Below are 23,125 nucleotides of genomic sequence, written 5' to 3'. Positions count from 1 at the left end.
CGACCGTCGTATTCGCGCCCAGCACCACCCTGCGCCTCGTGACAGTGTCCTCTCGTCTTTTTTTTTTATAGTGCGGCAGCCACCGCCAACACCAACCCACTGCATAGCGCCGGCCGCGTAAGATGTGTATGACCCGCCCCGCCTACGGCATGCCCCACGCGGAAATCGTCCCCTACATCCGCGAATACCTCTCCCACCACACCGATCCCGAACCTCAGGCCACCGAACCCGCCACGGCGCACCCCGAGACCGACCAGCACCACGAGCTCGCCCGTGAACCTGACGCGCTGCCGGGCTCCGTCACGCCGCTACCGAAGACCTACAACGACGTCGATGACCCTGATGAGCTGGTGCAGCTCATCAGGCAGGCCGCCGAGCAGGGCTGGCGGCCCCGGTACCAGTGGCGTCACGCCTACGACCGTCCCGCGTCGCGGCTTCCTGTCGTCTTGCGCCGCGGCACCCAGGTCATCAAAGCAGTTTGGCTGCGCCAGCCCACCGGCGAGGCCGAGTTCTCCGCCGCCGACTCATCGATCAACGTCGGCGACGGGCTGGTAGACAACGCGTCCCTGGCCGCCATCACCGCGGCTGTCCAGGCACCCCCGCGCATCAGCGGGGCCGCGACGGAACCCGGTGTTGTCGACGGTGTCGAGTCCTCGGTTACCGAGGACCGCAGCGAAGCACACGATGATTTGGGTGCGCAGGCCGGTGACATCGACCGCGCTTCCGCGCCCCGGTCGGCGGCTACCGGCGAAGAACTCGACGCCCAAACCATCGACGCGGCCCTGCGCGACCCGTGGCTTGCCCAGGTCGCCGCGACAAACGGGCGCACCCGCTTCGCTGAAGCCGCCGACACGATCGTCGGTGACTTCATCAACGACTACCTCTACCGGCGGCACGAGCAAGCCGAAAACGACGGCGAGCGCGGCACCGCCGAACTCGTCCTGCGGTTCTACAACAAATACGACAACCGCCTACCCGAGTTGACTGCGCGCATTGTCGAGCAGGTGTGGAACCGGCTGCCGATGGCACCGCGCTACCCGCTCGAACCCGCCGCCGCGAGCAGGCTCCACACCAGCACCGGCCTCGATCGCTCACCCACCACCTCGGCACCAACCCAACGCCTGAACCCCGGTGCGGAAGAGAACTCCGAACCCGCTCAGGACACCGACTCAGCTAGCGATGTCGGGCGCGGCGATGATGGTCATGACGACAGCGGAAGGAATCTCGATGCAGATCGGCAAGCACGGTCGCTTCGCGTGGGAGTACTGGAAGACCAACCGGCCGAAATCGCTGAGCGAGCTGCAGGATCCGGAGACCTTCTTCTACACCGTGGATCTGAGGATTCGCCAGCAGATCGGGGCACTGACCGATCAACTGCTGAGCAAGTACTCGCCGACCGACCAGATAAGAATGCGCTCGGCAACGCACGCACAGGCACAAGAACTCGTCTACGAGGAGAGCATCTACCTGCCCCCGGAGCCAGGAACCGAGGACCAGCAGAGCTAGCCCAGCCACATCCCCCCGCGCCGACGGCCGAGCTCACCGCCCGAGAGCGAGCACAGCGCAATCTCGTGGCGCTACGTACGCTGCGACGACTGCAGAACCAGAAGCGTCCCGCGACCGCCGCCGAACAGGACGCGCTGGGCCAATGGCTCGGCTGGGGCGCGGTATCGGGGCTGTTCGTCGACGAGCCGGTGCGCGAGGCATACAGCTCCGAGAGCCAGTTCAAAACCGCCGATCTGACGTGGCGACAGCTGGCCACCGAACGGACCCAGATCCGCCAACTGCTCACCGACAAGCAGTGGCAGGCCGCCAGCGACAGCATCCGCACCGCCTACTACACCGACCCCACCCTCGTGCAGATCATGTGGACCGCGGTCCGTGCGCTGGGGTTCGACGGCGGCGAATACTACGAACCTGGCTGCGGCAGCGGCAAATTCATCGAAGCCGCACCCACCACCACCTCCATCCCGGCCACCGCAGTCGGTGTCGAGCACGAACCGATCAGCGCGGCCATCGCCGCATACCGCTTCCCCGACGCCACGATCGTCGCCAAGGGCATCGAGGAATACCGGGTCAAGACAGGCCGTTTCGCGCTGGCGATCGGCAACGTGCCATGGGTCGACGTACGGCCCTTCAGCGAAGACGACAACCCGAAACGCAAACACTCCCTGCACAACCTGGCCATCATCACCGCCACCCGCGCCGTCGCGCCCGGCGGCATCGTCGCGCTCATCACTACCCGTCACACCCTCGACAACCACGAACCAGCCTCCCGCGCCGCGATCCACCGCTATGGCGATCTGATCGGCGCGATCCGCTTGCCTGCGAGCATCCATCGCGCGACCGCGGGCACCGACGTGGTCACCGACATGCTGTTCTTGCGCCGCCGAGACGACTCGGCGGAACCGACAGTTGACGATGGCTGGTTGCGCAGCGAAGAAGTCGTGTTGCCCGGCCACGATCAACCGCAGCGGGTGAACTCCTACTTCGTAGCGCATCCCGAGCAAGTCGTGGGTGACATGCACGTCGCACCAGCCAGATTCGGTCCTGAGCTGACAGTCACCGCAGGAGCCGATCTCGACGTCATCGACGCCATCTGGAACGCGGTCGGCCGCATCACCGACCCCGTCGTTGCCATCGAGGACGAGGTCGACGAGGACGCCGAGCCCCTGGCCGACGGCACCCTCGATCTCGATGCCGCCGGTAACCCGACCATCATCGAAGACGGTGCCTCGGTCACCCTGAACATCCACCCCGACCAACGCGACCAGCTCGTGGCGTTGATCCGGATCAAGAACCAAACCAACGAGCTCTACGCGGCCGAAACCGCGACCAAGACAGCGGGGGAGACCACCGAGCTGGCCGCGCGGCGCACCGAACTGCGCGAAGCGTTCCGCGCCTACCGGCGCGCCCATCCACCGGTCAACAAACCAGGCCAGCACCGGATCTACACACCCAAGGAAGCCCGTGCCCGCGCCAAACGCGACGGGATACGGTCGGTCCCCGAGGAATGGAAAGTTCCCACCGCCTTCAGCTATATCGAAGACGACCCCACCGCGGCGCTTCTGTTCGGCCTCGAATCCTACGACCAGACCACCGGCAAGGCCGACGAGCAGCAGGTGCTGCGCGGCCGCATCCTCGAACGCCGGGAACTACCCACCCACGCCGACACCATCGAAGCTGCCGTCGCGATCGCCCTCGACACCGACGGCTTACTCAACATCGACCGTGTCGCGAACCTGCTCGGCGTCAGCAAAATCGAAGCCGCAGTCAAAATGGAGCAAGCCGAGCTGGCATTCCGCTCCCCGGATTCGTCCGGCGCGTGGATTCCCCGCCACATGTACCTGTCGGGCAACGTGCGCGCCAAACTGGTCGCCGCACGGGCAGCTGCTGAAGGCAATCGCGTCTATCAGGTCAACGTCGTCGCGCTGGAAGCTGTTCAGCCTGTTGATCTGGACTACCGCGACATCCGGTTGCGCGTGGGCGCGAAATGGGTTCCCGCAGAGGTGTACGCCGAGTTCCTGCACGAGCTCGGTTTCCCCGACGCGATGGTCAAATACGCCGGCGGCACCGTCTGGGAGGTGCGTGGAGCCAAGGGCGGGGTGCTGGCCACCACGACGTGGGGGACCTCGGCGCGGTCCACGCAGGAACTGTTCCAGGCGCTGCTGACCAAAACCGACTCCGCGATCCGGGTCACCTACACCACCCCCGCAGGCACTGTCTACGAAGACCGCGAGGCCACCACCGCGGCCCGCGAGAAGGCGCGACGCCTGGCACACGCATTCGACGGATGGGTATGGAAGGACCCTGAACGCCGGGAGCGACTGGCCCGCATCTTCAACGACAAGATCAACTGCCTCGTCGAGACCCGCCACCCGGACACCCCACTGGTGCTCCCTGGATTGGCCAGCGACTGGACCATGGGCCCGCACCAGAACTCTGCCATCCGCCGCATCCTCGCCGAACCGACACTGGTCGAACACCCGCCAGGTGGAGGCAAGACAGCCATCTTCACGGCCGCGGCCATGGAACTGCGGCGCACCAAGCTCGCCGGCAAACCTGTGATCGCCGTGCCGAAGAACAGGCTCAAAGGCTGGGTCAACGACTTCCGGCGCCTGTACCCGAATGCAAAGCTCCTCGCGATCAACGCCAGCGATCTCGGCGTGCGACGAGCGAAATTCATGGCCCGCGCGGCGGGCGGGGACTGGGATGCCGTGATCATCACCCACAGCGCCCTGAACCGCCTACCGCTACGCAAAAAGGCCCAAGAGGACTACATCGCCCGTGAACTGGCGGGGCTACGCCGCCAGCTCACGGCTGCCAAGGGCCACAAGATGGACGCCACCACGTTGCGTCGGGTTGGCAACGCGATCGACACCGCCGAGAGCAGGCTCCGGCAGCGTATCGCCACCCAGGTCGATGAAGCAGTGTCGTTCGAGGACCTCGGAATCGACTACATCTTCTACGACGAACCGCACGAGGACATCAAGAACCTACTCACGCCTTCCGCGATTCCCGGCGCCGCCATCGTCGGCTCGGCGCGCGCCACCAAGGCGCACATGCTGATCGACTACGTCCGTCGACACAGCCGCACCGGCCGCAGTGTGAGTTTCGCGGACGCCACCCCGATCACCAACTCAATGGCCGAAGCCTATGTTCATGCACGGTATCTGGTACCCGAGTTGCTCGAAGAGTTCGAGATCGACAGCTTCGACGCGTTCGTTGCGAACTATGCCGATGTGAAGACCGACCTCGAGCCGTCCCCGAGCGGCAACGGCTACGTCATGAAGCCGCGGCTGGCGGTATTTCTGAACGTGCCGGAACTGCTGATGATGTACCGGCGCTTCGCCGACGTGCAGACCGAAGAGGACCTCAAGCTGCCGCTCCCGCACATTCGCGTCGGCGAGGACGGACAGCCAGGCGAAACGATCGTCATCGATGCCGCCGAAGGGCAACTGAACCTCATCCAATCGCTGATGCACGAACCCTGGATCAAAGAGCAAGGCGGCACCCTCAAAGCGCTCGGTATCGGCCTGCGCATCAGCACCGACTCGCGGCTGGCCGGCGGCGAGGCCGAGGACGGCAGCAAACTGCCGAGCCTGATCGAAAACCTCCTCACCCTCTATCACGAGACCAAAGACATCGTCTATCCGGTCTCGGCGAAGGACCTCACCCCGCAACCGCTGCCCGGCGCTCTGCATGGGGTATTCCTCAACGAAGGCACACCCGGCTCCGGCGCCGCCTACCCGGTGAACCTCTACGAAGAGATCCGTGAGCAACTCGTCTCCGGCATGGACGGCCGGTGGGAAGGTATCCCACGCGAGAAGATCAAGTTTATCCACGATGCCAAAACCGACGCGCAAAAAGAACGGCTCTACGCGCAACTACGCAACGGCGAGGCTCTGGTCATCCTCGGCAGCGACAAGAAGATGGGCACCGGGCTCAATGTCCAAGACCGCTTCTACTCCGTGCACCATGTCAGCTTCTCCTGGACCCCCGATGCCCTCGCTCAGGCCCTAGGCCGTATGAAACGCCAAGGCAACCTCAACTACCCCGATGTGCCCGGCACGCCGGATGAGGTTCGCCGGTTCTTCTACATCACTGCGGGCACTTTCGACGAGTTCCGGCTGACCAACCTGCGACGGAAGGCATTCTTCATCGAACAGTTGAAAAAGCGCAGCTTTAATCTCCGCGAAATCGAAGACCTCGGAGAGGACACCATCACCTTGTCCACCTTGAACGGTCTGGCCTCCGGGGACCCCGCGATCCAGCAGCGCGCGCAGGCGACCGCCGCACGCGGGCACTACGAAGGGTTGGCCCGGATACACGACGAGGATTCCGCGAAGCGATCCCGTCTGATCGGTGAGCGCGAACGGTACCTGGCCAAGGCGGTGCCAGCCGCGGAGCTGATGCGCGCAGCTGCCCAAACCCGCCAACCCACCAGCGGCAAGGACTTCGTGATGACCATCGACGGCGACGCCTACCGCGACCGTGCGGAGGCGGGAGCAGCGCTGTTGGCTCGCCTGGCCCAGATCACCGACACCGACCTGACCGATGGGCCGATCGCACTCGGCGTCCTCGGCGCACTGCCATTGCACGTGGAATCGACTTCGCCGGGGATGGTTCGGCTGAGCTTCGGCTGGGAGGTCCCTGGCGGTGATCGGTGCCCGTGGTGGTACCCGGAATCCGGAGCGCCCACTGACGGGCGGGAATTGGTGATGTCGCTCGAGCGGGTGCTGTCCAAGCTCGACCGCGACCTGGACGACGTCGAAGGATACATCGCCAGCGACACCCAGGAGCTTGACTCCTTGGCCGCCGATCCCACGAGCGATGAGAACCCGTTCCGCCCGCTCGCGCGGTCGAAGGAACGCGAAGAAGCCATGCTCGGTGACCTGATCATCGCCAACCAGGACAAGGCTGCAGTCGCCGCCGAGGTAAGGCGGCTGGAGAAGGCCCAACAGACCACACCACCGGTGAAAGCGCCCGCCGCCGCGCCTCCTGCCAGCACGCCTACAACGGGCAGCACCCAACCTGCGACTCCGACGCCCGAGCAGCAACTTCAGGAGAAACGCGGCGAACTGAACCAGCTCCAAGCTGAGATCGACCGGCTGCACACCGCGATAGCAGACGAGCACACCCTGCAACAGCAAGCGATGATCACCGCAGGATTGATCTCTGACACCAGCACCGAACCTCACCAGCAATCCGACTCGACGCCAGTGGAAATCTCGGCCGCCGCAGCCGGGCACGGCGCAGCGCCTGCCCACACCACCACAACCGCCATCGTGGCCGCACCACCGCAACTGTCCGTCGAACCACCTGCAGCGATACATGCAGGCCTGTGACCCGCTGCAAACTCATGGACTCAGCCGTGCATCGTGAGCTGCAGGCGTCATTTGCAAAGCGGCACCACCTTTCACGTTCGGCGTCGCGGTCGGCGCGGCACCTACCTCGTAATCTCCCCCAGGTCCACATCCGAGGCGACTTCGCTGGGCGCTGATGAACCGACCTGAGCGATCTCCTGTGCCCAGGCGTGCTCGACGAACTGAACCGCAAGTAGCGCTGGAGAGGAGACGTGCGTAGGGAGCTACAGGACGGGTGACGCCGCACACGGCTGATCGGCTAGCTGACCGTTTCCGAGGCCGTGCTGCTGCCGCTATTCCGACCCTGGACTTCGGAGCTTCGGGCCTTGCCCGGCCGCGGAGAGGCGCGGGTCCGGCGGACCGGCTTGGTCAGCGTGAGCTCGTTCGGCGAGAACGCCAATGTGTCGTTACTCCGGGACGGACGCACATGCAAAGGATCAGGTTGGGATGTCTCGGCGACGGCCACCACCTTGCCGGAGCGCCCTTCTTCCATCATCTCCGCGGCTGCGGTGAAATACACCGTAGGTGTGCGGCCCGCCGCGACAGCGACCGCGATGCGCTGGATATCGCTCTGCGACAATGACTTTGACTTGGCACGAGGGGACGGCACAGCACGCTCCGAGACGAATGGTCAGATATCGTTTGCCCCGAGCATGCCCGACAGCACCGACAACCCGCACCATCTCAGACCAGACCAGAGGTGAGTCCCGTTGTGGCGTAGGACGGTTGGCGGTCATTCAGCAGTTCACCGCCGTCGACTGTGGCGCACAACCTCGAACCAGCGAGAGATTAGACGAACCGGCGGCCAGGCTGCTCGCTGCCGAAGCGTTGGTGAGAACTGGGCATGCGCGCGCGAGGCACAGCAGCGCTGAGATCGAGGGCAGTGTTGTCGGTGCCAGATGCGACAGTGAAGACTCACGATCCCGAGCAGGATAGGCACGGCGATGGAATACATTGAGCAGTGGGAACGCCATCTGGTGGCCGCGCCGGCGGCTGCAGTTCTCAGTGGTGCCGGCTGGGTGGCCGCGAATCCGCCGATCGTGCTTGATGATTTCCGTATCGACACCGCTGGCGACGCGCACGACCTGCTGGCCCTCACCCCCGAGCAATGGGGCGCGGCCGGTTGGGGTGCAAGTCCTTCCTGGTCACCCTGGCGATTCGATCCCGCCGGTGCCGCCCGCCTGGCCGATGCCGGGATCACCAGCGCCCGGGCTCGCGCTCTTGCCGAGGCAGGCCATTGCAGCGTGGAAGCGATGCTGTGCGCGACTCCACCGGCCGTGCCGCAGGACGCGACCCGCATCATCATCACCCCGCAGCCTGACCCGATCATCGGAGCACCTGCCTTTGTGACCACCGATCCGGCGCTGGCCCGCGGCTACCTCGACCGGTTCCCGGAGTTGTGGGATGCGACGATCACCGCCGACCACGCCACCGTCGTACCCGTCGAACCACGGGGGTGGGCCTTGACCGCCGACGGCGAGCTCGTCGCCGGCCACTGGATCGACAGCGCCGACGAGGCGCCCCCGCAATCTCTGCCACCGGCCGCGGTCGCTGCGCTCACGCTGATGGCCGGTGCTTGCAACCGTGACGAGCTGATCCCCGATACCAGACACTGGCATCCGCTGCGCACCGCGCTCACCCACCACAGCGAAACCGTCGGGCGCCGCAGCATCCCCGAACTCGGGTGGACCCGGGACTGCTGGCTGCATCGCCATCGCTTCACCCTTCCCGATGCCTGCGAGGTCATCTGGTGGCAGGTGCGGTACTGCGAAGGTGGGATGAGCGGTGCCGACGGCCAGGTTGTCGAATACAGCGTGCACGCCGACACCGCCCGCACGGCCTTGCACACCCCACACTGACCACGCCCAGGCAGCACACGCTATTCGACATACAACTGGCGGCACAGACCAAAACCCCATGCCACCACAGCACATCCGGCACAAGCTTCCGGGCCGGGTTGAAGGCTATCGAGGCGCAATGCTGCGCAGCGGTGTGTCAGGGTCCGGGAGTGGGGTTGCCTCGAACCTGTTGTGCGAGTGCACGGTAGAGCGAAAAAAGTTCCCGGGCGGCTGCTTCGGCGGTGCGGGCTGCAATGTGTAACTGTTCGGGGGTGCCGGGGAAGGTGGGCAGCCGCCCTGCCGCGATTCGGATGTCGTCGGCCAGCACCGTTGATCGGTCGGTGATCGTTACTATGGCGATGCCGCCGAGGGTCGTGACGGCAACACTGCGAATGTCCGGGCCGGACTGTAATCGGTGGCGAGCCACTTTCGGGTCGAGGGCATGTTCGAGGTCGGAGAGGACAGGGTCGATCACGGAAATGATGTGCGTGGTCGGTATTTCGTGCGCGGCGAGGACCTGGGCTACGGCGCGCTCGACAGTCAGCGCGGCGTGCACGCCCACAGTGCGGAGAACAGGCGATGTAGACGGTCGGCCCAGAGACGGCCAGGTGACACGCAATGGTTCCGGGCCGGGCAACGCCAGGCCCTGCTTCGCTGTGTCAATCCAATCCCAGATGACCTTCTCCGCAGGCCAGCCTTTTTGTGCGACGACGTTGGCTGCCTCATGCGCGGACTGCTTGTCGGACATTGCGGCCTCCTGTGAGCGATCGGCTGTCGCGTTATGGGCTCGTGGTGCTGAGGGTTTCGGTTTCGCCGGAGAGCGCTTCTTCGATCATCACCGCTGCCGCGGTGAAATCACCGTAGGTCTGCGGCCCGCCACAGCATAGACAGCAATACGCTCGATATTGTTGTGCGACAACGATTGTGACATCGGGCGGTGAGACGGCACGGCGCGCTCCAGGGCGGGGTGGTAAGAGATCGTGTACCCGAGCATGCCCGATAGCACCGACAACCCGCACCTCGTCACACCAGCACCAGACACGAAATCCTTGGTGGTGCGAAACACTCAGCCGGAAGTCCTGCCCGCATGTGCCGCCCAGGCTTGGCGCCACGGTGACCCGCCGCCTTCGGGGGCGGATGGACACGCCGCCGGTCGCGTGCGGCGGAACCGACGGCGGCACCTCACGCTTGGACGCTGGGCCCGGTCGCATCCTGCTTGGCCGGACCCACACTGCGGGTGTGAGTTCGCGATAGCGCTTAGCACGTTCTGTCTTACCGTCAGCGTTAGTTCACCGTTTTGTCCGCCCAGGCGCGCCACTTCGACACGTTTATTGGAGCAATGCGCACTTACTCGTCGACCGGCAGCACGCCCCGCGCTCACTGCCACAGAGGGGCGGTCGCCCCATTCCCAATCTCGTCTAAGAGGAGAGGTCATGTCCGAGGTGACAGTGTTGCTCGCTGACGAGCCGAGTCGTCAGCGGATCGTCGACGCCGTGTACGAATGGGAGGTTGCGATCGGTGCGCTCCGCGGTCAGCGCGACATCGCCCGGCGGTCCGGTCCTGCTATTGATGCTGAACTTCAGAGCGAGGGCCGGATGCTTGGCGACGCGCTGCGCTACAGCGGCCACTTCACTGCCGGGGAAGCTGAGCGGGGGGCCCGGTGGCTCGCAGACATCGCAGCAGGCGGTCACGAGTACGGCCTGTGGCTCCGGATCCGCAGCGTAGAGCTCAGTCAGCAATGGAGCACCCGCGTCCGAGGTGGCGACATCCCGGAGAACTGGCGCCCCGGGCGATTTCCTGACGCTGGACTGCTGCTCGACAACGGATTCTCGTCGGCTCCCGGTCCCAACATCCCAAGGACCCGCGTCGAGTTCGACAAGATGCTCGCTGACCTGGCCGCGGAGGTCTCCGCCGGCCCGCTCACCCCGGAACAAGAGCATGATTGGCGAAACGTCGTGCAACGCAGTGCCGAGCAGTACCGCGCGCTCGTGCGGGAGCGCCGGGTCGAGCTGAACGCTGGGCAGACCTACCGGACATCGGTTCTGTTGTCCATGCTGTCTCGGCAAGAAAGAGTGCTCGACACCCGCGGCGAGCCGGTGGCACCACAGGAGATGATCGACAACGACCGCGCATGCACTGAGGTGCTCACCGCACGACAGGCACGCCTGATCACCGGCACCACGAGCGATGAGGTCGCCCCGATCGCGATGAATCGCACAGAGTTCCGTTCGATCGTCGAAATCATCGATCAGCGGATCGCCGAACAGTACCTGCTCCACGGCACCTTGGCTCAGCGTGTGGAGTTCTGGGATTCGATGACCAACACCCTGTCCCACCTGCAGCGCGCTGCCACCATCCCTGGTGTCCTGCGCGATGACGCCGAACGCGCCCGCGCGGCAGTATGGCTGCAAGTGCTGTCCGACGGCGGCGGGCTGCCCGCTCCTGCCTGGTGGCTCATCGAGGACGCCGCAGATTCGGCGTATGTCGAGTCCGAGCGGGCTGCCGGGACGCTATCGCGCCTCAACGGCAGCCGTCACAGCTATCTACTCAGCGTGGTACACGATCTCGGGTTCCACGCCACACGCAGTCGGGCGGTCGATCCCGATCGGCCGTTGCCGACCGCATTGGTCGTTGAGGCCAAACAGGTGCTGGGCGCCGCCCGCGACAGCCTCAGCGCCGCCGATGACATCAACCATGTCAGGCAACTACAGAATGTCGTCGAGGTCGTCGACTCGCTGCTCGGCGATGGCGATCCACGGTATCTCGCCGAGCGTGTTCAGGATGAGCGGTTGATGCAGGCTTGGCGGGAAAACGAACTGAGCGACAGCGATTGGGTTGCGCTAACCGCGAGGCCGGGTGCGTTTCCTGACGCACCCGGCCTGGTGGCACATCGGGACAGCGAAGGGCCGACAATGTCCCGCGAGGATGTTCTGAGCACGTTCGATCGCCGCGACGGCGCGCTGCCCGCCACGCTCGCAGATCAGGTCGCTCGCACCTTCCGCGCACCGGACCCAGCGTTCCTCGCTGTAGAGAAGGCCCACGGTGAGCGCGTCCTTTCGGCCATTCAGTCCGGCTTGCTGGACTCCGCCCTCAGCGCCCGGGCGCTGATCTGTGGCCGCAGCGGGGAATACGATTCGTGGCTCGACGGCCTCAACCGGAGCGAGGGAAACGACTCGTGGTTCGACAACGTCCACGGGTATGACCTTGCCAGCTCGTCGGTAGCGAGCGGACTGCAGGCGGCGCGATCGTCCGCACCTGCCCGCAGCGCCTCGGCGTTCGCCGATGGAACCACTGCCCATCCTCTCACCGACCAACCGGCCCAGGAAAGCGCTTCCGACTCCGGACCCGGAGTCGGAGGCGTCTGACCGGTCGGCCACGGTTCGGCAATCCAACAATCGCTGGCATGCTGGCTATCGAATCGACTGCAGGGCAACCGAATCTGGCCTGGGCTTTCCGGACCACCGAACTCGCCCTGTGGAATACACCATCGAAAGCCGCGGTGCTCGTGTGAACCGGTCCGGACACCCCGACAAGGTCGTGGGCGTTGAGGAGCCGTCAGCCGCCTGCGCGGGTTACCGCGAACAGCTGAGTGTCGATCCGGCGACCACAGCATTCGCTTGGCTAGCAGCCGGTCGTAATAGCCAACGCGACGCGCATTGCGATATTCGCGCAGGTAGAAGGTGCCGATATCGTGGCCGCGATGTTGCTGTATCGCAGTGTACGTCGGTGCGTGGGGCGACAATATGAAGCGTGGCAATTATCGTCGTCGACACCAACATGCTCGTCAACTCGCCGAGGCTGCGGAGCAAGGAGTGGGAGTCCCTGCTCGAGAACAAGGACGACTGGGATGTGCGACTCGTGGTGCCCGAGGTCGTGTTCCTCGAGACGGTGAACGTCGTCCGACGTCGCTGGCAGACCGAGATCGGGAGCCTGCTCAAGGTCAAACTTGGAGAGTTCGGCTTGGACGAGCAGCGCGATTCGATGCTCGCCGAGATCAGGAAGGCTTGGGAAGAATATGAGCAATGGCTGTGCGACTTCCTCCGTGAGCACGATGTAACCATCGAACCTCCGCCACCCACTGATTTGATGGAACTCGCGCGTCGAGCGTCCGAGGTGCGCGCCCCGTACAACGAGTCGGCGAAGAAGGACGGCTTTCGCGACACTCTGATCTGGCTCACCGCGATGGCTGTCGCCCGCGAGAACCCCGACGAGCAAGTATGGTTCGCCAGCGACAACCACACCGACTTCGGTCGAGGGGGAAACCCCAACACAGATGAACTCGACGACTGTTCGATCCCGTTCCATCAGCACTTGGTCGAGGACCTCGACCGCGACGAGCTGACCGAGCGTGTGCGCTATGTGATCAGCGTGAAGCGGTTGGAACAGCACCTCGCCGCGCAGTATGCGCCGATCACCGATGCTGCCCTTGGCGACTTGGCCAACCAGATCGAGATGGACGAACTCCTGCGTCACCTGGGGGAGTCGGCCACGCAACTCGTGGTTGATCCCGAGTTGGCAGCGCTTCCATTCCAGATCGTCGGGGCCCAGATCGCTGGCGTGCGGGAGGCAGAAGGCGGGTGGCAGTTCAGTGAAGGTGCCCGGCGTGGTCAGGCAGGCTGGACTGCGCGATTCAGCGTGGAATCCGAAGTCGATCTGTCGATGTTCGGGGTGGATCAGACCGTCAGCGAGATCACGAAACCGCTCCGGCTGTTCGGTGATGTCGCGGTCGCGTCAGACGGGGCGGTTCGGGACTTGGTCGTGACGTCGGCGGAGGCTCTGCCGGACGATGCGATGCGTGTGCGATGGGAGAATCGACGGCGCCGCGCCAGCTCGTCCGCCTCGTTCCTGCTCGACCAGACTTCTGTCTGGGGCCCGGTTTTCGACCGGGTGCGTATGAGCGACATCTTCAGCCCCGCCATGGACCAGATGCGTATGAGCGGCGTCTTCAATCCCGCAATGGACCAGCTCCATGTGAGTGGCGTGTTTAATCCGGCCATGGACCAGATCCGTACGAGCGGCGTTTTCAACCGGATCTTTGACGACATTCGTAACCCGATTCTCGACGAGATGCAGCGGAGCGGCGCCCTCAATCGGATCTTCGGCGACATCCTGAAATCGCAGCCGAGCAGTCTAAGGCTCGGGATAGGTCAGGGATCCCAAGTCTCAAAGACTGCCGATGGACCGAAAACATCGGGTGTGCAGTCTAACTCGCGGCATGACAAGAGATCTGCCGACAAGGAGTCGACGCCTGACGTTGACGGTGGCGACACCGACGCCGAGGAATCCGAATCGGGGTAGTGGATCGCCGTCGCTGGCAGAAGATCCTGAGCGATGTCGCCTTCGTGCTCGCGCCGACCGCCGTCACAGCGCGCTGGCAGCGAACATGGCGGCAGCTTGGATGGTGTCATCGCCGTAGGCCACGTGCGCAAGTGGCTGCAGCCCGCCGATCTGGCATACCGGATCGCCAGCGACACACCAGCTTCCGGTGCGCCACGGGCCGGGCAGGCCCGGGCTGCCGACCAGGCGCAGCGGATCACCGAATAACAGCACTGCCTGAATCCGGGGTGCTACCCACGGCGGAATGCGGACTGTTCCGGGAATCGCGGCGGCGAGACCGTCGCCGAGCGCGGAGTGCACGACCGCCGCGCCTTGGGAGTAGCCGGCGACGACGATGCGCATCTCGGGGCAAGCGGCGGACACCTCGGTCAGATGTTGCACCAGATCGGCGGTACCTCGGCTGATCGAGGAGGGATCGAGGAGTTCGGCGGGATAGGCCACCGGGTAGGTGGTGACCGGGATGTCCACCATCCTCGGCAGTGCCAGAGCGAGCGGATCGCCGATCTCGGCACCGAGATAGCCGGGCTCCCGCGTTCCCCGCGCGACGACCAGTTCGACTCCGGACGTGCACGCGGGCGCTGCGGACGCCACGGACGCTGGGCCGATTACAGGCGCGGTGATCGTCAGCGCCGAGGCGAGAACGCCGACGATCACTCGGGCGGTCGACAACGCAGAGGATTCGACGCGGAATCGTCGGGGGCGCAATGAACTCGGCATGGCAGCAATGCTGTCGGCGCAACGCGACGGTAGGCGGCGAGGTCCCACACCCGGTGGGAGATTCCGCAGACGCTCGATCGAAGTCGCCCGTGGTGTACCGGCCCTTTTAGCCGCCTGGGACGAAACGTAACCGGATCAACCCATCGGCAGATGTCGTCGGCACCGGTGTAGTCGGCGAATTGCTGATTCGGCCAGTCCCTTTGGACTGCAGAGGGATTGGCCTAGAGCTTCGCAATCTGCATCGGTTTGTGCGCGGAGCCTCTCACTGCCGTCGGCCTCACGGAGTTTCTACGCTGACATCGAGATCCCGCAGGGGCAGTAGGGAATCCGGCTCGAGCGATGTCATCACCGTTGCCACCACGGTCCCAGCGGTACTGGGTGAGCAGCATGGTCGGGCTTGGTCGCGAGCACCTGATGAAGTTGTAGCCGGCCGCGGCGCATCCGCAGACGACCCGCGGCCATGAACAGCCCCCAGATCCGCGCGCGTTCGGCTCCGATCTCGGCGACGGCATCGTCCCAGTGCTCGACCAGATTGGCCGACCAGTGCGCCAGAGTGAGCGCGTAGTGCTCGCGCAGGTTTTCGGTGTGCAGCACCTCGAATCCTGCGTCGTGGATCGCGCTGACGATGCGGCCCACGCTGGCCAGCTGCCCGTCGGGCCAGATGTAGCGATCCGCGGTCGCACCGGCTCTGGTGCGGGCGTGACCGTCGCGGCGGGTCACGCAGTGGTTGAGCATCAACCCACCGGGACGCAGCGCTGCATGCATGATCGCGAAGTAGGTGGGGTACTGGGCGATTCCGATGTGTTCGGTCATCCCCATCGACGAGACTGCGTCAAATCCGGTTTCGGTGTGGTCGCGATAGTCGCCGTGGCGTATCTCGGCCAGATCGTCCAGGCCTGCCTCGGCGATAGCTCGCTGCCCGAACCGGGCCTGCTCGGCGGCCAAGGTCACACCCACCGCGCGCACCCCGCGGCGTGCGGCGTACAGGACGAACGGTCCCCACCCGCACCCGAGATCGAGCAGCCGGTCGCCGGGCCGCAGGCGCAGCTTCTCGAAAACCAGCCGCATCTTGTTCTCCTGCGCTACCTCGAGGCTGGAGTCCACAGAAGGATAGGCCGCACACGTGTAGACCATGCTGGGGCCCAACACATTTCGATAGAATCGGGCGGACACGTCGTAGTGATGCCCGACCGCTGCGGCGTCACGAGCGCGCGAATGTGACAGACCTGCGGCAAGTCGGCGCCAGCGCGGAGCGACTTCCTGCGGGGGTGGTGGGATCGGCATCAGCGACTGCCACCCGATGCCGCGCAGTATCCGCACCAGATCAGCGGTGGGCGGCCGGTGAAACGCCAGGCCGGCGGCCAGCTCGGCCAGCACCGGATACGGATCGCCAGGATGGGCGCCGATCAGCTCCAGTTCCCCGGAGATATAGGCGCGGGCCAGCCCGAGCTCGCCGGGCGCGGTGAGTAGATAGCGCAGTCCGCGCCGCGAGCGCAGGTGCAACCCCACGACGGCGTCGACCGGACCGGTTGCTGAGCCGTCGAACGCGGTGATCCGCAGCGCCATCGTGCCATCGGTCACCATCTCCACCGCTCGCGCCACCGTAACGCCGCCCGCACCGCCTTGCGGCGTCACGAGCCCGGTTGGGCGCGGCACGGCGTTTGGTCCGAGTGCGTTCACCGGCCCTGCCCGGGAGCGGCGGAGGTTGCTGAATGGTGCGAAACGGGGACGGGTTCGGCGGCGCGAAACTTTGGCCAACCATGTTGGGGGACAACGATACAGAGGTAGGACATGTGTGCGGTGGCCCTTCGGTGACATGGAAGCCGTGGCTCGGTGCGCTGAGGGTAGATCCCGATCGGTGTGTGCAGCGTGCCAGGTCACACACGTTGTGGGCCTCGGCTGGCGACGGGCCGCCATGCCGGGTGGCGGCCTGGACGGTCGCGAGATCGTGACCACTGTTTCGTCCCGTGCGATGCACGCGGAGCGCAGAATGTGCAATTATTTAGCACATACGTTCGATGTGCGAAAGGTTTGCTGATGGGTGCCACGCCGTCCGCTGACGAGCGCACCCGCTTGGCCTCATTGTCCAAACGGGAACGTGTGCAGGAGCTGCAGGCCAGGATCGATGCTGTTCCCTCGCGATCGGGCACCAACGCCGCGGGCGGCACTCGCCGCATCGACGGTGTCGCGGTACCCGGCGCACTGGGAGAGTTGCTGCCTGGCGGCGGTCTGGGCCGCGGCACCGTGACCGCCTGCCCGCGCGGCGCGCTGCTGAATGCCCTGATCGCCGCCGCCAGCGGTGCAGGCCTGGCGACCGTCATCATCGGCGGCACGCGGATCGGGCTGTTGTCGGCCGTCGAGCTCGGCGCAGACCTCAACAAGATCGCACTGATTCCACAGCCAGGAACCGACCCCTTAGAGATTGTCAGCGTCTGCCTCGAGGGGATCCCGGTCGTCGTTGTCGACCTCGATGAACTCACCGTCGCACCGGCCAGGGCGCGGGTGATCATGGGCCAGATCCGCAAATCCGGGGCCGTAGTGATCACTACGAACCGAGGCTGGGCCCGCACCGAGTTACGTATCACGACCCGGCGGGTGCAGTACATCGGGATCGGCCGGGGCCGCGGACGCCTGCGAGCAGCGCACCAAGTTGTCACCGTCCGCACCCGCGATGAGCGAACACGCAGCGGCCGCCTGGTGCTCGCCGGATGCGGTGGTGGCACGCAATGGACGCAGTGGAAACCCGACGAAGCGATCGTGCCGCCGCGCCTGCACCTGGCCGGATGACACGGCCATGAACGACGACCAATCTCCGATCAGACTGCCGCGCAGCGGAGGGCCTGTGCCGGTATGGGTCCGCTCGACACGGGTACTGCTGCCGCCACCGCCAGGACCGCGAGAGGATCGCGACCGCCCAAGCCTGGGCGTGGTCGCCCACAGCTTTGATCCGCAGATCCTCGACGAGTGGATCCACGGCGTCCTGCACCAGTGGTCCCGATGGTATTGGGGCGGCGGGGCGGTGCGCTGGTACGGACTAGTGGAGATCCGCTACGAAACACGCAACAGCGCAGAACGCCGCCAGTTCTTCCAATGGATACCGGCAGACGCCGTGCGTCCGGTCCACTCCAGCGAGAGCTGAGCACCCCGGGTGGTATCGAAAGGCGGCCGCCCGGCACCACCTCGGCAGATAGTCGCCAACTCCGATTGCCCACACGGAGTGCGAGAGCGGCAAGGCGTTGCCTACCACCGCGCCTACGCTTTCCGACACCGGAACGGCGGAGGTCAAAGATGTCTAGAGCGGAAACCGTGCGCGCGTTGCTGAGTGCGCACACCGAGATGTTGGCTCGACGAGACATGACCGAACTCGCCAGCCGCATCCATGCTGCGGCGGATTCATTGGACAGCGGCAGCTACACCACCGCCGCCACTGCACACGATCTTCTGTCTCAGTTCAATGAGCGCGCGCTCGAGGTGAGCTCGTGGTTGATGGGCACAGACCCCGACGACTCCAAGGTGGTCGTGCGAGGTCCGATCGACATTGTGGACCGGCGGGGCAAGATCCTCGGTTGCATCGAGATCGAGCACCCCGATATCGACGCGATGATGTGGCTGTCGAACAACCTCAGTTTCGCTGCGGCAGGCCACGACACTGATCCAGAGTCACCGCCGCGACAACGCGTGCGGATGCGAGGCCTCCATCCGGAGCCAGAATGGGCAGCCGTTTACCCGTACTGGACACCGGACGCCGAACACTCACCGGAACTGGTGAGACCCGCTGATCTCGACGATGGCCGTTCCCGCCTCTTGGAGACGATGACCGGCAACTCGCACCCGAACGCGGCACTGCTCAGCCTTCAATCAATCGGCGCCCGATATACCGAAACAGCCCACGACGGGATTTCATTCACCGCTGAGCATCCGAATTTCAGCACCACGTTCACGATCGCCGGCGACGACCAGTATCAGGTCGAGGTATGGCTCGCCGACCACAGCACCGGTACCAATGGCATCCTCACCCGACAGGTGGACGTGCCTGCACAGCGCCTTCGAGCAGTTGTCGAGGACTTGCTGGGCGAAGGCTTCGCCTCCGGCACCGCGGACCGCGAACACCGCATGGGGATGGATGCGACACCTCCGCATCCTGCGCTGATCGCTGCCGCCGACCTCCGCGAAGAGTACGCGGCGCCTCTACCCACCCGAACCGGCGACGGCCTGGCAGCTGCAGTTCAGAGTCGCCGGCCACCCTCACCACACCCAGCTCACACCATCGAGATGAGTGAGGCCTCACCAGCAAATGACGCAGCGCTCCACGCTCCTGATCTCGATGCGGCAGGGCCGGACTCGCCCTGACCCGCGCGCCTACCGCCGACTCGGTCAGCGCCGCGCGGCAATGCCGAGCCTCCGCCGTGCGAACCCGTCGATAAGTCGGCAGTGAGCTTGAATTCGATTGGGCGACTTTGATTCAGTGAATCAGGGCCGCTGGACGTGGCAACCCGTCGTACTCGCTGTCTTCGTCGTGATAGCACGAGCCTGGCACGTACGGCAGCGGGAATCCGTTGGTGTCCGCACCGGCACGGTAGCTCTCGATAGCCTCGATCTGTTCGAACAAGGTCTCGATGTTCGCCGCGCGCCAGGCCCCGACCTCGACCCCGTGGCCCGCGAGGTAAACCTCGATCGGTAACTCCGCCAGCGTGTATCGGCCCATCTCGGGCAAACTGATGAAGAACCAGGTGCGTGGTTCGGCGAGATCGTGGTCCGGGTCGTGTTCACTCGGCGGGAAGCGCCACGCCAGGGATTGGCCCTCGCCGCAGGCAGTGCCGTCGAATTCCCAGCCGCGAGCGTGAAGACGCGCGTCGAGTGCCTCGCCATCGGCGACGAGCTGCTGGGTATCGGCAGGAAACTCATCGGCCGGGAGATCGTCGAGCAGCGCCTCTCGAACATTACTCGGGTCTTTCCAATCCGTAATAAGCGGAATGACGCTCGGCGCCGGGAAGTTCGGAGAAAAGCTCCCCGATCCCGGATCCGCGTTCCGTGGCCTCGCTTGCGAGGGAGTCCTGCTATTCAGACGAGCCTGCCGCCGTGCTTTCTTCCCAGGGCTGCGTTTCCTCATGTGCAGGTTCGTACCAGAACCGACACATCGAACCCGGCTTGCCACGCCGCAGGGAGTGCGGATCTACGGGCTTGCTCCTGGCAGCTTTTGCATGGTGATCGAACCAGCGACCAGGCCCAATCGAAGCTCGCCGCTGCTGTCCCACCCCGTTGTTTGCTCGACGCACCGATCGTTCGGCACATCGAGGGCGGCACATACGGTGCCGGGCACGGTCGCCGAGTCGTACAGGATGCCGTCCACCCCGGCGGAGTTGAAGATCCGCAGGAAGAACTCCGTCAAGATCTGGGTGGGCACATAGTCGATATTGCTGTCGCCGGGATCGATCGGCTTGCTCACCTCGGCGGCGAATCGGTGCAGAAAACTCAGGTAGCGCCAGTCGGCGCCGAGCTCGGGATCGAACATGCTCGGCACCTCGGGCAGGGCGGTGAAATCGACGACGGTGCACGGCTGGGACGTCTGGAATCGACCAGCAGTGACACACTGAGTGGTGCCGTCCGACACCTCTTGGATCGCGGTGTCCATCTCCTCAGCTCCGTAGAACAGCGGAATTCCGGCTGGGCTCATACGGTTGGGTTGCTTGGCCTTATCCGCGGGCACGGTGCCCAGTCCGCCGGCGTCGAATGTCTTGCCGGGACCGTCATGGGTCCGGGCTCGCCAGAGCGAGTAGCCCGCATCCAGAACTCGTACTCCGAGGCGCAATCGCGTCAGCAGGTCGCCGATGTCGTGCAGAATCCGCGCCGGCGGGATCTCTCCGGTCATCGCGGCTTCTTCCGAGCTGGTCTGCTCGTTCAGCCAAATGACGTAGCGGGTCTCATATTTCACCGTCCGGCAGAACCTCGCCCAGGCGTCGTCGAGCACCTCGTCGCGCCGGCGCCAGGCGAAGTTCCGTTCGACCCACATCGTGTCGTGCGCGAGCAGCCGAACGGCATCGACCAGCCCGTCGCCCGAAAGCACATCGCTGAACTCCCCAATGAGATCCCAGGTGTCCCGCGTCGCGGCCATTTGGTAGCCACCCTCGCGACCGTCCCAGATCACACCCTCGTCATCAGCGCGACCGTACTCGTTCCTCAAGCCCGCGAAGAAGGCTCCGAGGAGCACATCCATCGACGCGGCTGGACCACCGCCGCAGAAGTCGCAAACCTCATCGGCCGATGCCTCGTCGGCAATCGCCGCCTCGAGCGCATAGTCGGAGACACAACCAGTGCAGACGAACTGGGTGCTGAAGTTCCATCCCTGATCGTCCTGCTCCATCTCGATCCCCTTCACTATGCCCACCGAGCGAGCGTAGCGATGCCGCGACCCGAACCGACTCGATTGTGCCGTCGCAGTCCAGCGCGGCGGACATCGATCCGAGCGGTTTCGGCCGCGCCGGACTACCTGGCGATGCAACGCGGCCGGCGGACAGCCAGGGCTACAGCGGCAGGCTGGCGAACCAGACCAGAGAGGCCTGCTCAGCCGAGGAGGTCGAGCTGTCGATGCGCGCGCCGCGGTATCCGTAGAGCAGGTATCGGGCACGTTCGGGCTGACCCTGAAAACCGGCAAGCACGCCGACCTGATTCCATGCTGGATCGAAAGGGGCAATCCAGCGGTGAGTGGTATAGCCGCGGCCACCGGCGATCTCGGTGGCTTGGGTGTTCGGCGGCAACCGATCAATCGCGGCGGCCGCAGCTTCTGGCGAGGGGTAGGCGAAAACGACGTAGCCGGTGGGTGTTTGACCGGCGTCGCCGCTGACGCAGTCCGCCGCCGCGACCCACTGATTGTTCGACCACACTGCGTTGCCGCTGTTGGTCCGCAGATCTTGGCCCGGCGTGCGCCATGAACAGTCGTTCGTGCCGATCCGGCCGTGGTCGGTGCCATCGGGTTCGGGCACCAGATTCGCGAAGGCATTTCGCATCGCGACCTGCTCGGGATCCGACGGCACGGAGGATGGAACTGGACCCTTTGCTGGGGCATCGGAATCGCGCGTAGTGATCGCGATCGTCGCGGCGACGCCGAGCACGATCACTACCGCTGCGGTGCCCAGCAGCCAGCGCGCGGAGCGCCTTCGGCGGTGTGACGCCGAACGCGCGCCGGCGGGACGGGGCGAGGTGAGAACCGATGACGGTGCGGGTCGCTGTCCGCCGGGCTGAGCTGCGCTCGCGTCTGAGTGGGCGAGGGCTCTGGTATGACCGAGCTGGCCGCGGACATCAGAGCGGCCTCTTCGCTCCGTGATGGCCCTCCGGCGCGCCATGGTTGAGGACCCGTCGGCGATGTCAGCCACTGCCAACGCGAAGTCCCCGCAGGAAGCGAAGCGGGCGGCGGGTTGTTTGGCCAGCGCGCGGGCCAGAACGGCGTCGAGCGCGGTAGGTAGTCCGTCGCGCCGGGCGCTGATTGGCGGTGCAGGCGAATGAAGATGCCCGGCCACCACAGCGGCGGGATTCGCGGCGTCGAAGGGTCCGGTGCCGGTCAACAACCGATACAAGGTGCACGCCAGCGAGTACTGGTCGGACTCTGGACCGAGCGCACCGCTGGAGAGCTGTTCGGGCGAAGCGAAGGCGATTGTGGCAGTGAAGGTTCCGGTAGCGGTGAGTCCTGCTGTGTCCTGTCGCAGGCGGGCGATCCCGAAATCGGTGAGCAGCACCTGTTCGTCACGACCAGGTGCGGCGGGCTGGACCATGATGTTGGCCGGCTTCACGTCACGGTGCAGGATGTCTTTGGCGTGTGCGTAGTCCAGTGCCGCGGCGACGCTGGCGATGATGCGGGCGGTCCGCTCGACGGTGATCGTGGATGGGTCCAGCGCGGAGAGGTCGGCGCCGTCGATGTAGGGCATGCTGATCCATGGCTGATCGCCCTCGGTGCCGCGATCGTAGACGGTCACGATGTTCGGATGGTCGAGCTTTGCGACCAGGTCGGCTTCGCGTTCGAACCGTAGGCGGATCGCGGTGTCGGTGAACATCCCCGGGTTCAGCAGCTTCAATGCGATCTGTCTCGGTAGTCGGGGATGGTGGGCCAGATACACCGACCCCATTCCGCCCTGCCCGAGTTGCCGCTCGATCCGGTAGCCGGCGAACTCATCACCCGGTGCCAGCACTGTCGTGCCCCCTCATTGTCTGCAAGCGATCGAGCGCCGAGCCTACCGAGCGAGCTCATGCGGCGCTGGCGGAACGGCCTGTGGCCGGCGCCGCCTTCGGCGGTGTCGAGAAATAGCGGAGCGGGGGAGCAGGGGTGAGTCCATCCATACTCGCGCGGCCATGTGGCCTTTCACCTAGGTACCGCGG

At 65.2% G+C, this 23,125-nt stretch carries 13 protein-coding genes; 6 read left to right on the top strand and 7 right to left on the bottom strand.

Translation table 11 applies throughout. The features are described from left to right. Window positions 1-128: 128 nt before the first annotated feature. Window positions 129-6,848, top strand: coding sequence for a hypothetical protein (locus DBO33_RS41970; RefSeq protein ID WP_107661220.1), 6,720 nt, complete (start codon window positions 129-131; stop codon window positions 6,846-6,848). A gap of 277 nt (window positions 6,849-7,125) precedes the next feature. Here the strand turns inward: DBO33_RS41970 and DBO33_RS41965 are convergent, their stop codons facing one another. Beyond that, entirely contained in the window at window positions 7,126-7,446 is a 321-nt protein-coding gene (locus tag DBO33_RS41965) for a hypothetical protein (RefSeq protein ID WP_107661219.1), read from the bottom strand. Window positions 7,447-7,810: 364 nt separating this feature from the next. Here DBO33_RS41965 and DBO33_RS41960 point away from each other — a divergent pair, with 364 nt between their 5' ends. After that, window positions 7,811-8,725: a hypothetical protein gene (locus DBO33_RS41960; protein WP_107661218.1), complete on the top strand. Its 915-nt coding sequence runs from the start codon at window positions 7,811-7,813 to the stop codon at window positions 8,723-8,725. A gap of 136 nt (window positions 8,726-8,861) precedes the next feature. Here the strand turns inward: DBO33_RS41960 and DBO33_RS41955 are convergent, their stop codons facing one another. Next, window positions 8,862-9,452, bottom strand: coding sequence for a hypothetical protein (locus tag DBO33_RS41955; RefSeq protein WP_107661217.1), 591 nt, complete (start codon window positions 9,450-9,452; stop codon window positions 8,862-8,864). 244 nt (window positions 9,453-9,696) lie between these two features. On the opposite strand from DBO33_RS41955, the gene DBO33_RS41950 reads away from it, so the two are divergent. Together DBO33_RS41950 and DBO33_RS41945 are read left to right on the top strand one after the other, a co-directional pair. Then, window positions 9,697-12,069, top strand: coding sequence for a hypothetical protein (locus tag DBO33_RS41950; RefSeq protein ID WP_159080838.1), 2,373 nt, complete (start codon window positions 9,697-9,699; stop codon window positions 12,067-12,069). A 385-nt stretch (window positions 12,070-12,454) separates the two neighbouring features. Continuing rightward, window positions 12,455-14,002 (top strand): PIN domain-containing protein, encoded by a 1,548-nt coding sequence (locus DBO33_RS41945; protein ID WP_107661215.1) that lies wholly within the window; start codon window positions 12,455-12,457, stop codon window positions 14,000-14,002. 63 nt (window positions 14,003-14,065) lie between these two features. On the opposite strand, the gene DBO33_RS41940 is transcribed toward DBO33_RS41945, so the two are convergent. Continuing rightward, window positions 14,066-14,758 (bottom strand): cutinase family protein, encoded by a 693-nt coding sequence (locus DBO33_RS41940; RefSeq protein WP_107661214.1) that lies wholly within the window; start codon window positions 14,756-14,758, stop codon window positions 14,066-14,068. Window positions 14,759-15,103: 345 nt separating this feature from the next. Then, entirely contained in the window at window positions 15,104-16,414 is a 1,311-nt protein-coding gene (locus tag DBO33_RS41935; protein WP_234391491.1) for an SAM-dependent methyltransferase, read from the bottom strand. 381 nt (window positions 16,415-16,795) lie between these two features. Between DBO33_RS41935 and DBO33_RS41930 the strand changes: the two genes are divergently transcribed. Together DBO33_RS41930 and DBO33_RS41920 are read left to right on the top strand one after the other, a co-directional pair. Continuing rightward, a complete protein-coding gene (locus DBO33_RS41930) occupies window positions 16,796-17,545 on the top strand; it encodes a hypothetical protein (RefSeq protein WP_107661213.1) in 750 nt (249 codons plus the stop codon). Between the two features lie 501 nt (window positions 17,546-18,046). Next, a complete protein-coding gene (locus DBO33_RS41920; RefSeq protein WP_159080837.1) occupies window positions 18,047-19,108 on the top strand; it encodes a hypothetical protein in 1,062 nt (353 codons plus the stop codon). Between the two features lie 112 nt (window positions 19,109-19,220). Here DBO33_RS41920 and DBO33_RS43420 read toward each other — a convergent pair whose 3' ends face one another. The 3 genes from DBO33_RS43420 to DBO33_RS41905 all read right to left on the bottom strand — a co-directional run bounded on the left by DBO33_RS43420 (window position 19,221) and on the right by DBO33_RS41905 (window position 22,938). Then, on the bottom strand, window positions 19,221-19,913 hold the full coding sequence (locus DBO33_RS43420) for a hypothetical protein (RefSeq protein WP_159080836.1): 693 nt from the start codon (window positions 19,911-19,913) through the stop codon (window positions 19,221-19,223). A gap of 18 nt (window positions 19,914-19,931) precedes the next feature. Beyond that, window positions 19,932-21,143, bottom strand: a complete 1,212-nt coding sequence (locus DBO33_RS43415) for a HEPN-associated N-terminal domain-containing protein (RefSeq protein WP_159080835.1) — start codon at window positions 21,141-21,143, stop codon at window positions 19,932-19,934. A gap of 136 nt (window positions 21,144-21,279) precedes the next feature. Continuing rightward, window positions 21,280-22,938: a serine/threonine-protein kinase gene (locus DBO33_RS41905; protein WP_107661209.1), complete on the bottom strand. Its 1,659-nt coding sequence runs from the start codon at window positions 22,936-22,938 to the stop codon at window positions 21,280-21,282. Window positions 22,939-23,125 lie beyond the last annotated feature (187 nt).

The sequence above is a fragment of the Nocardia suismassiliense genome (assembly GCF_900269665.1).
Classification (GTDB): domain Bacteria; phylum Actinomycetota; class Actinomycetes; order Mycobacteriales; family Mycobacteriaceae; genus Nocardia; species Nocardia suismassiliense.
The sequence above is the reverse complement of the archived record's forward strand: the minus strand, read 5'-3'. Positions and strand labels throughout refer to the sequence as shown.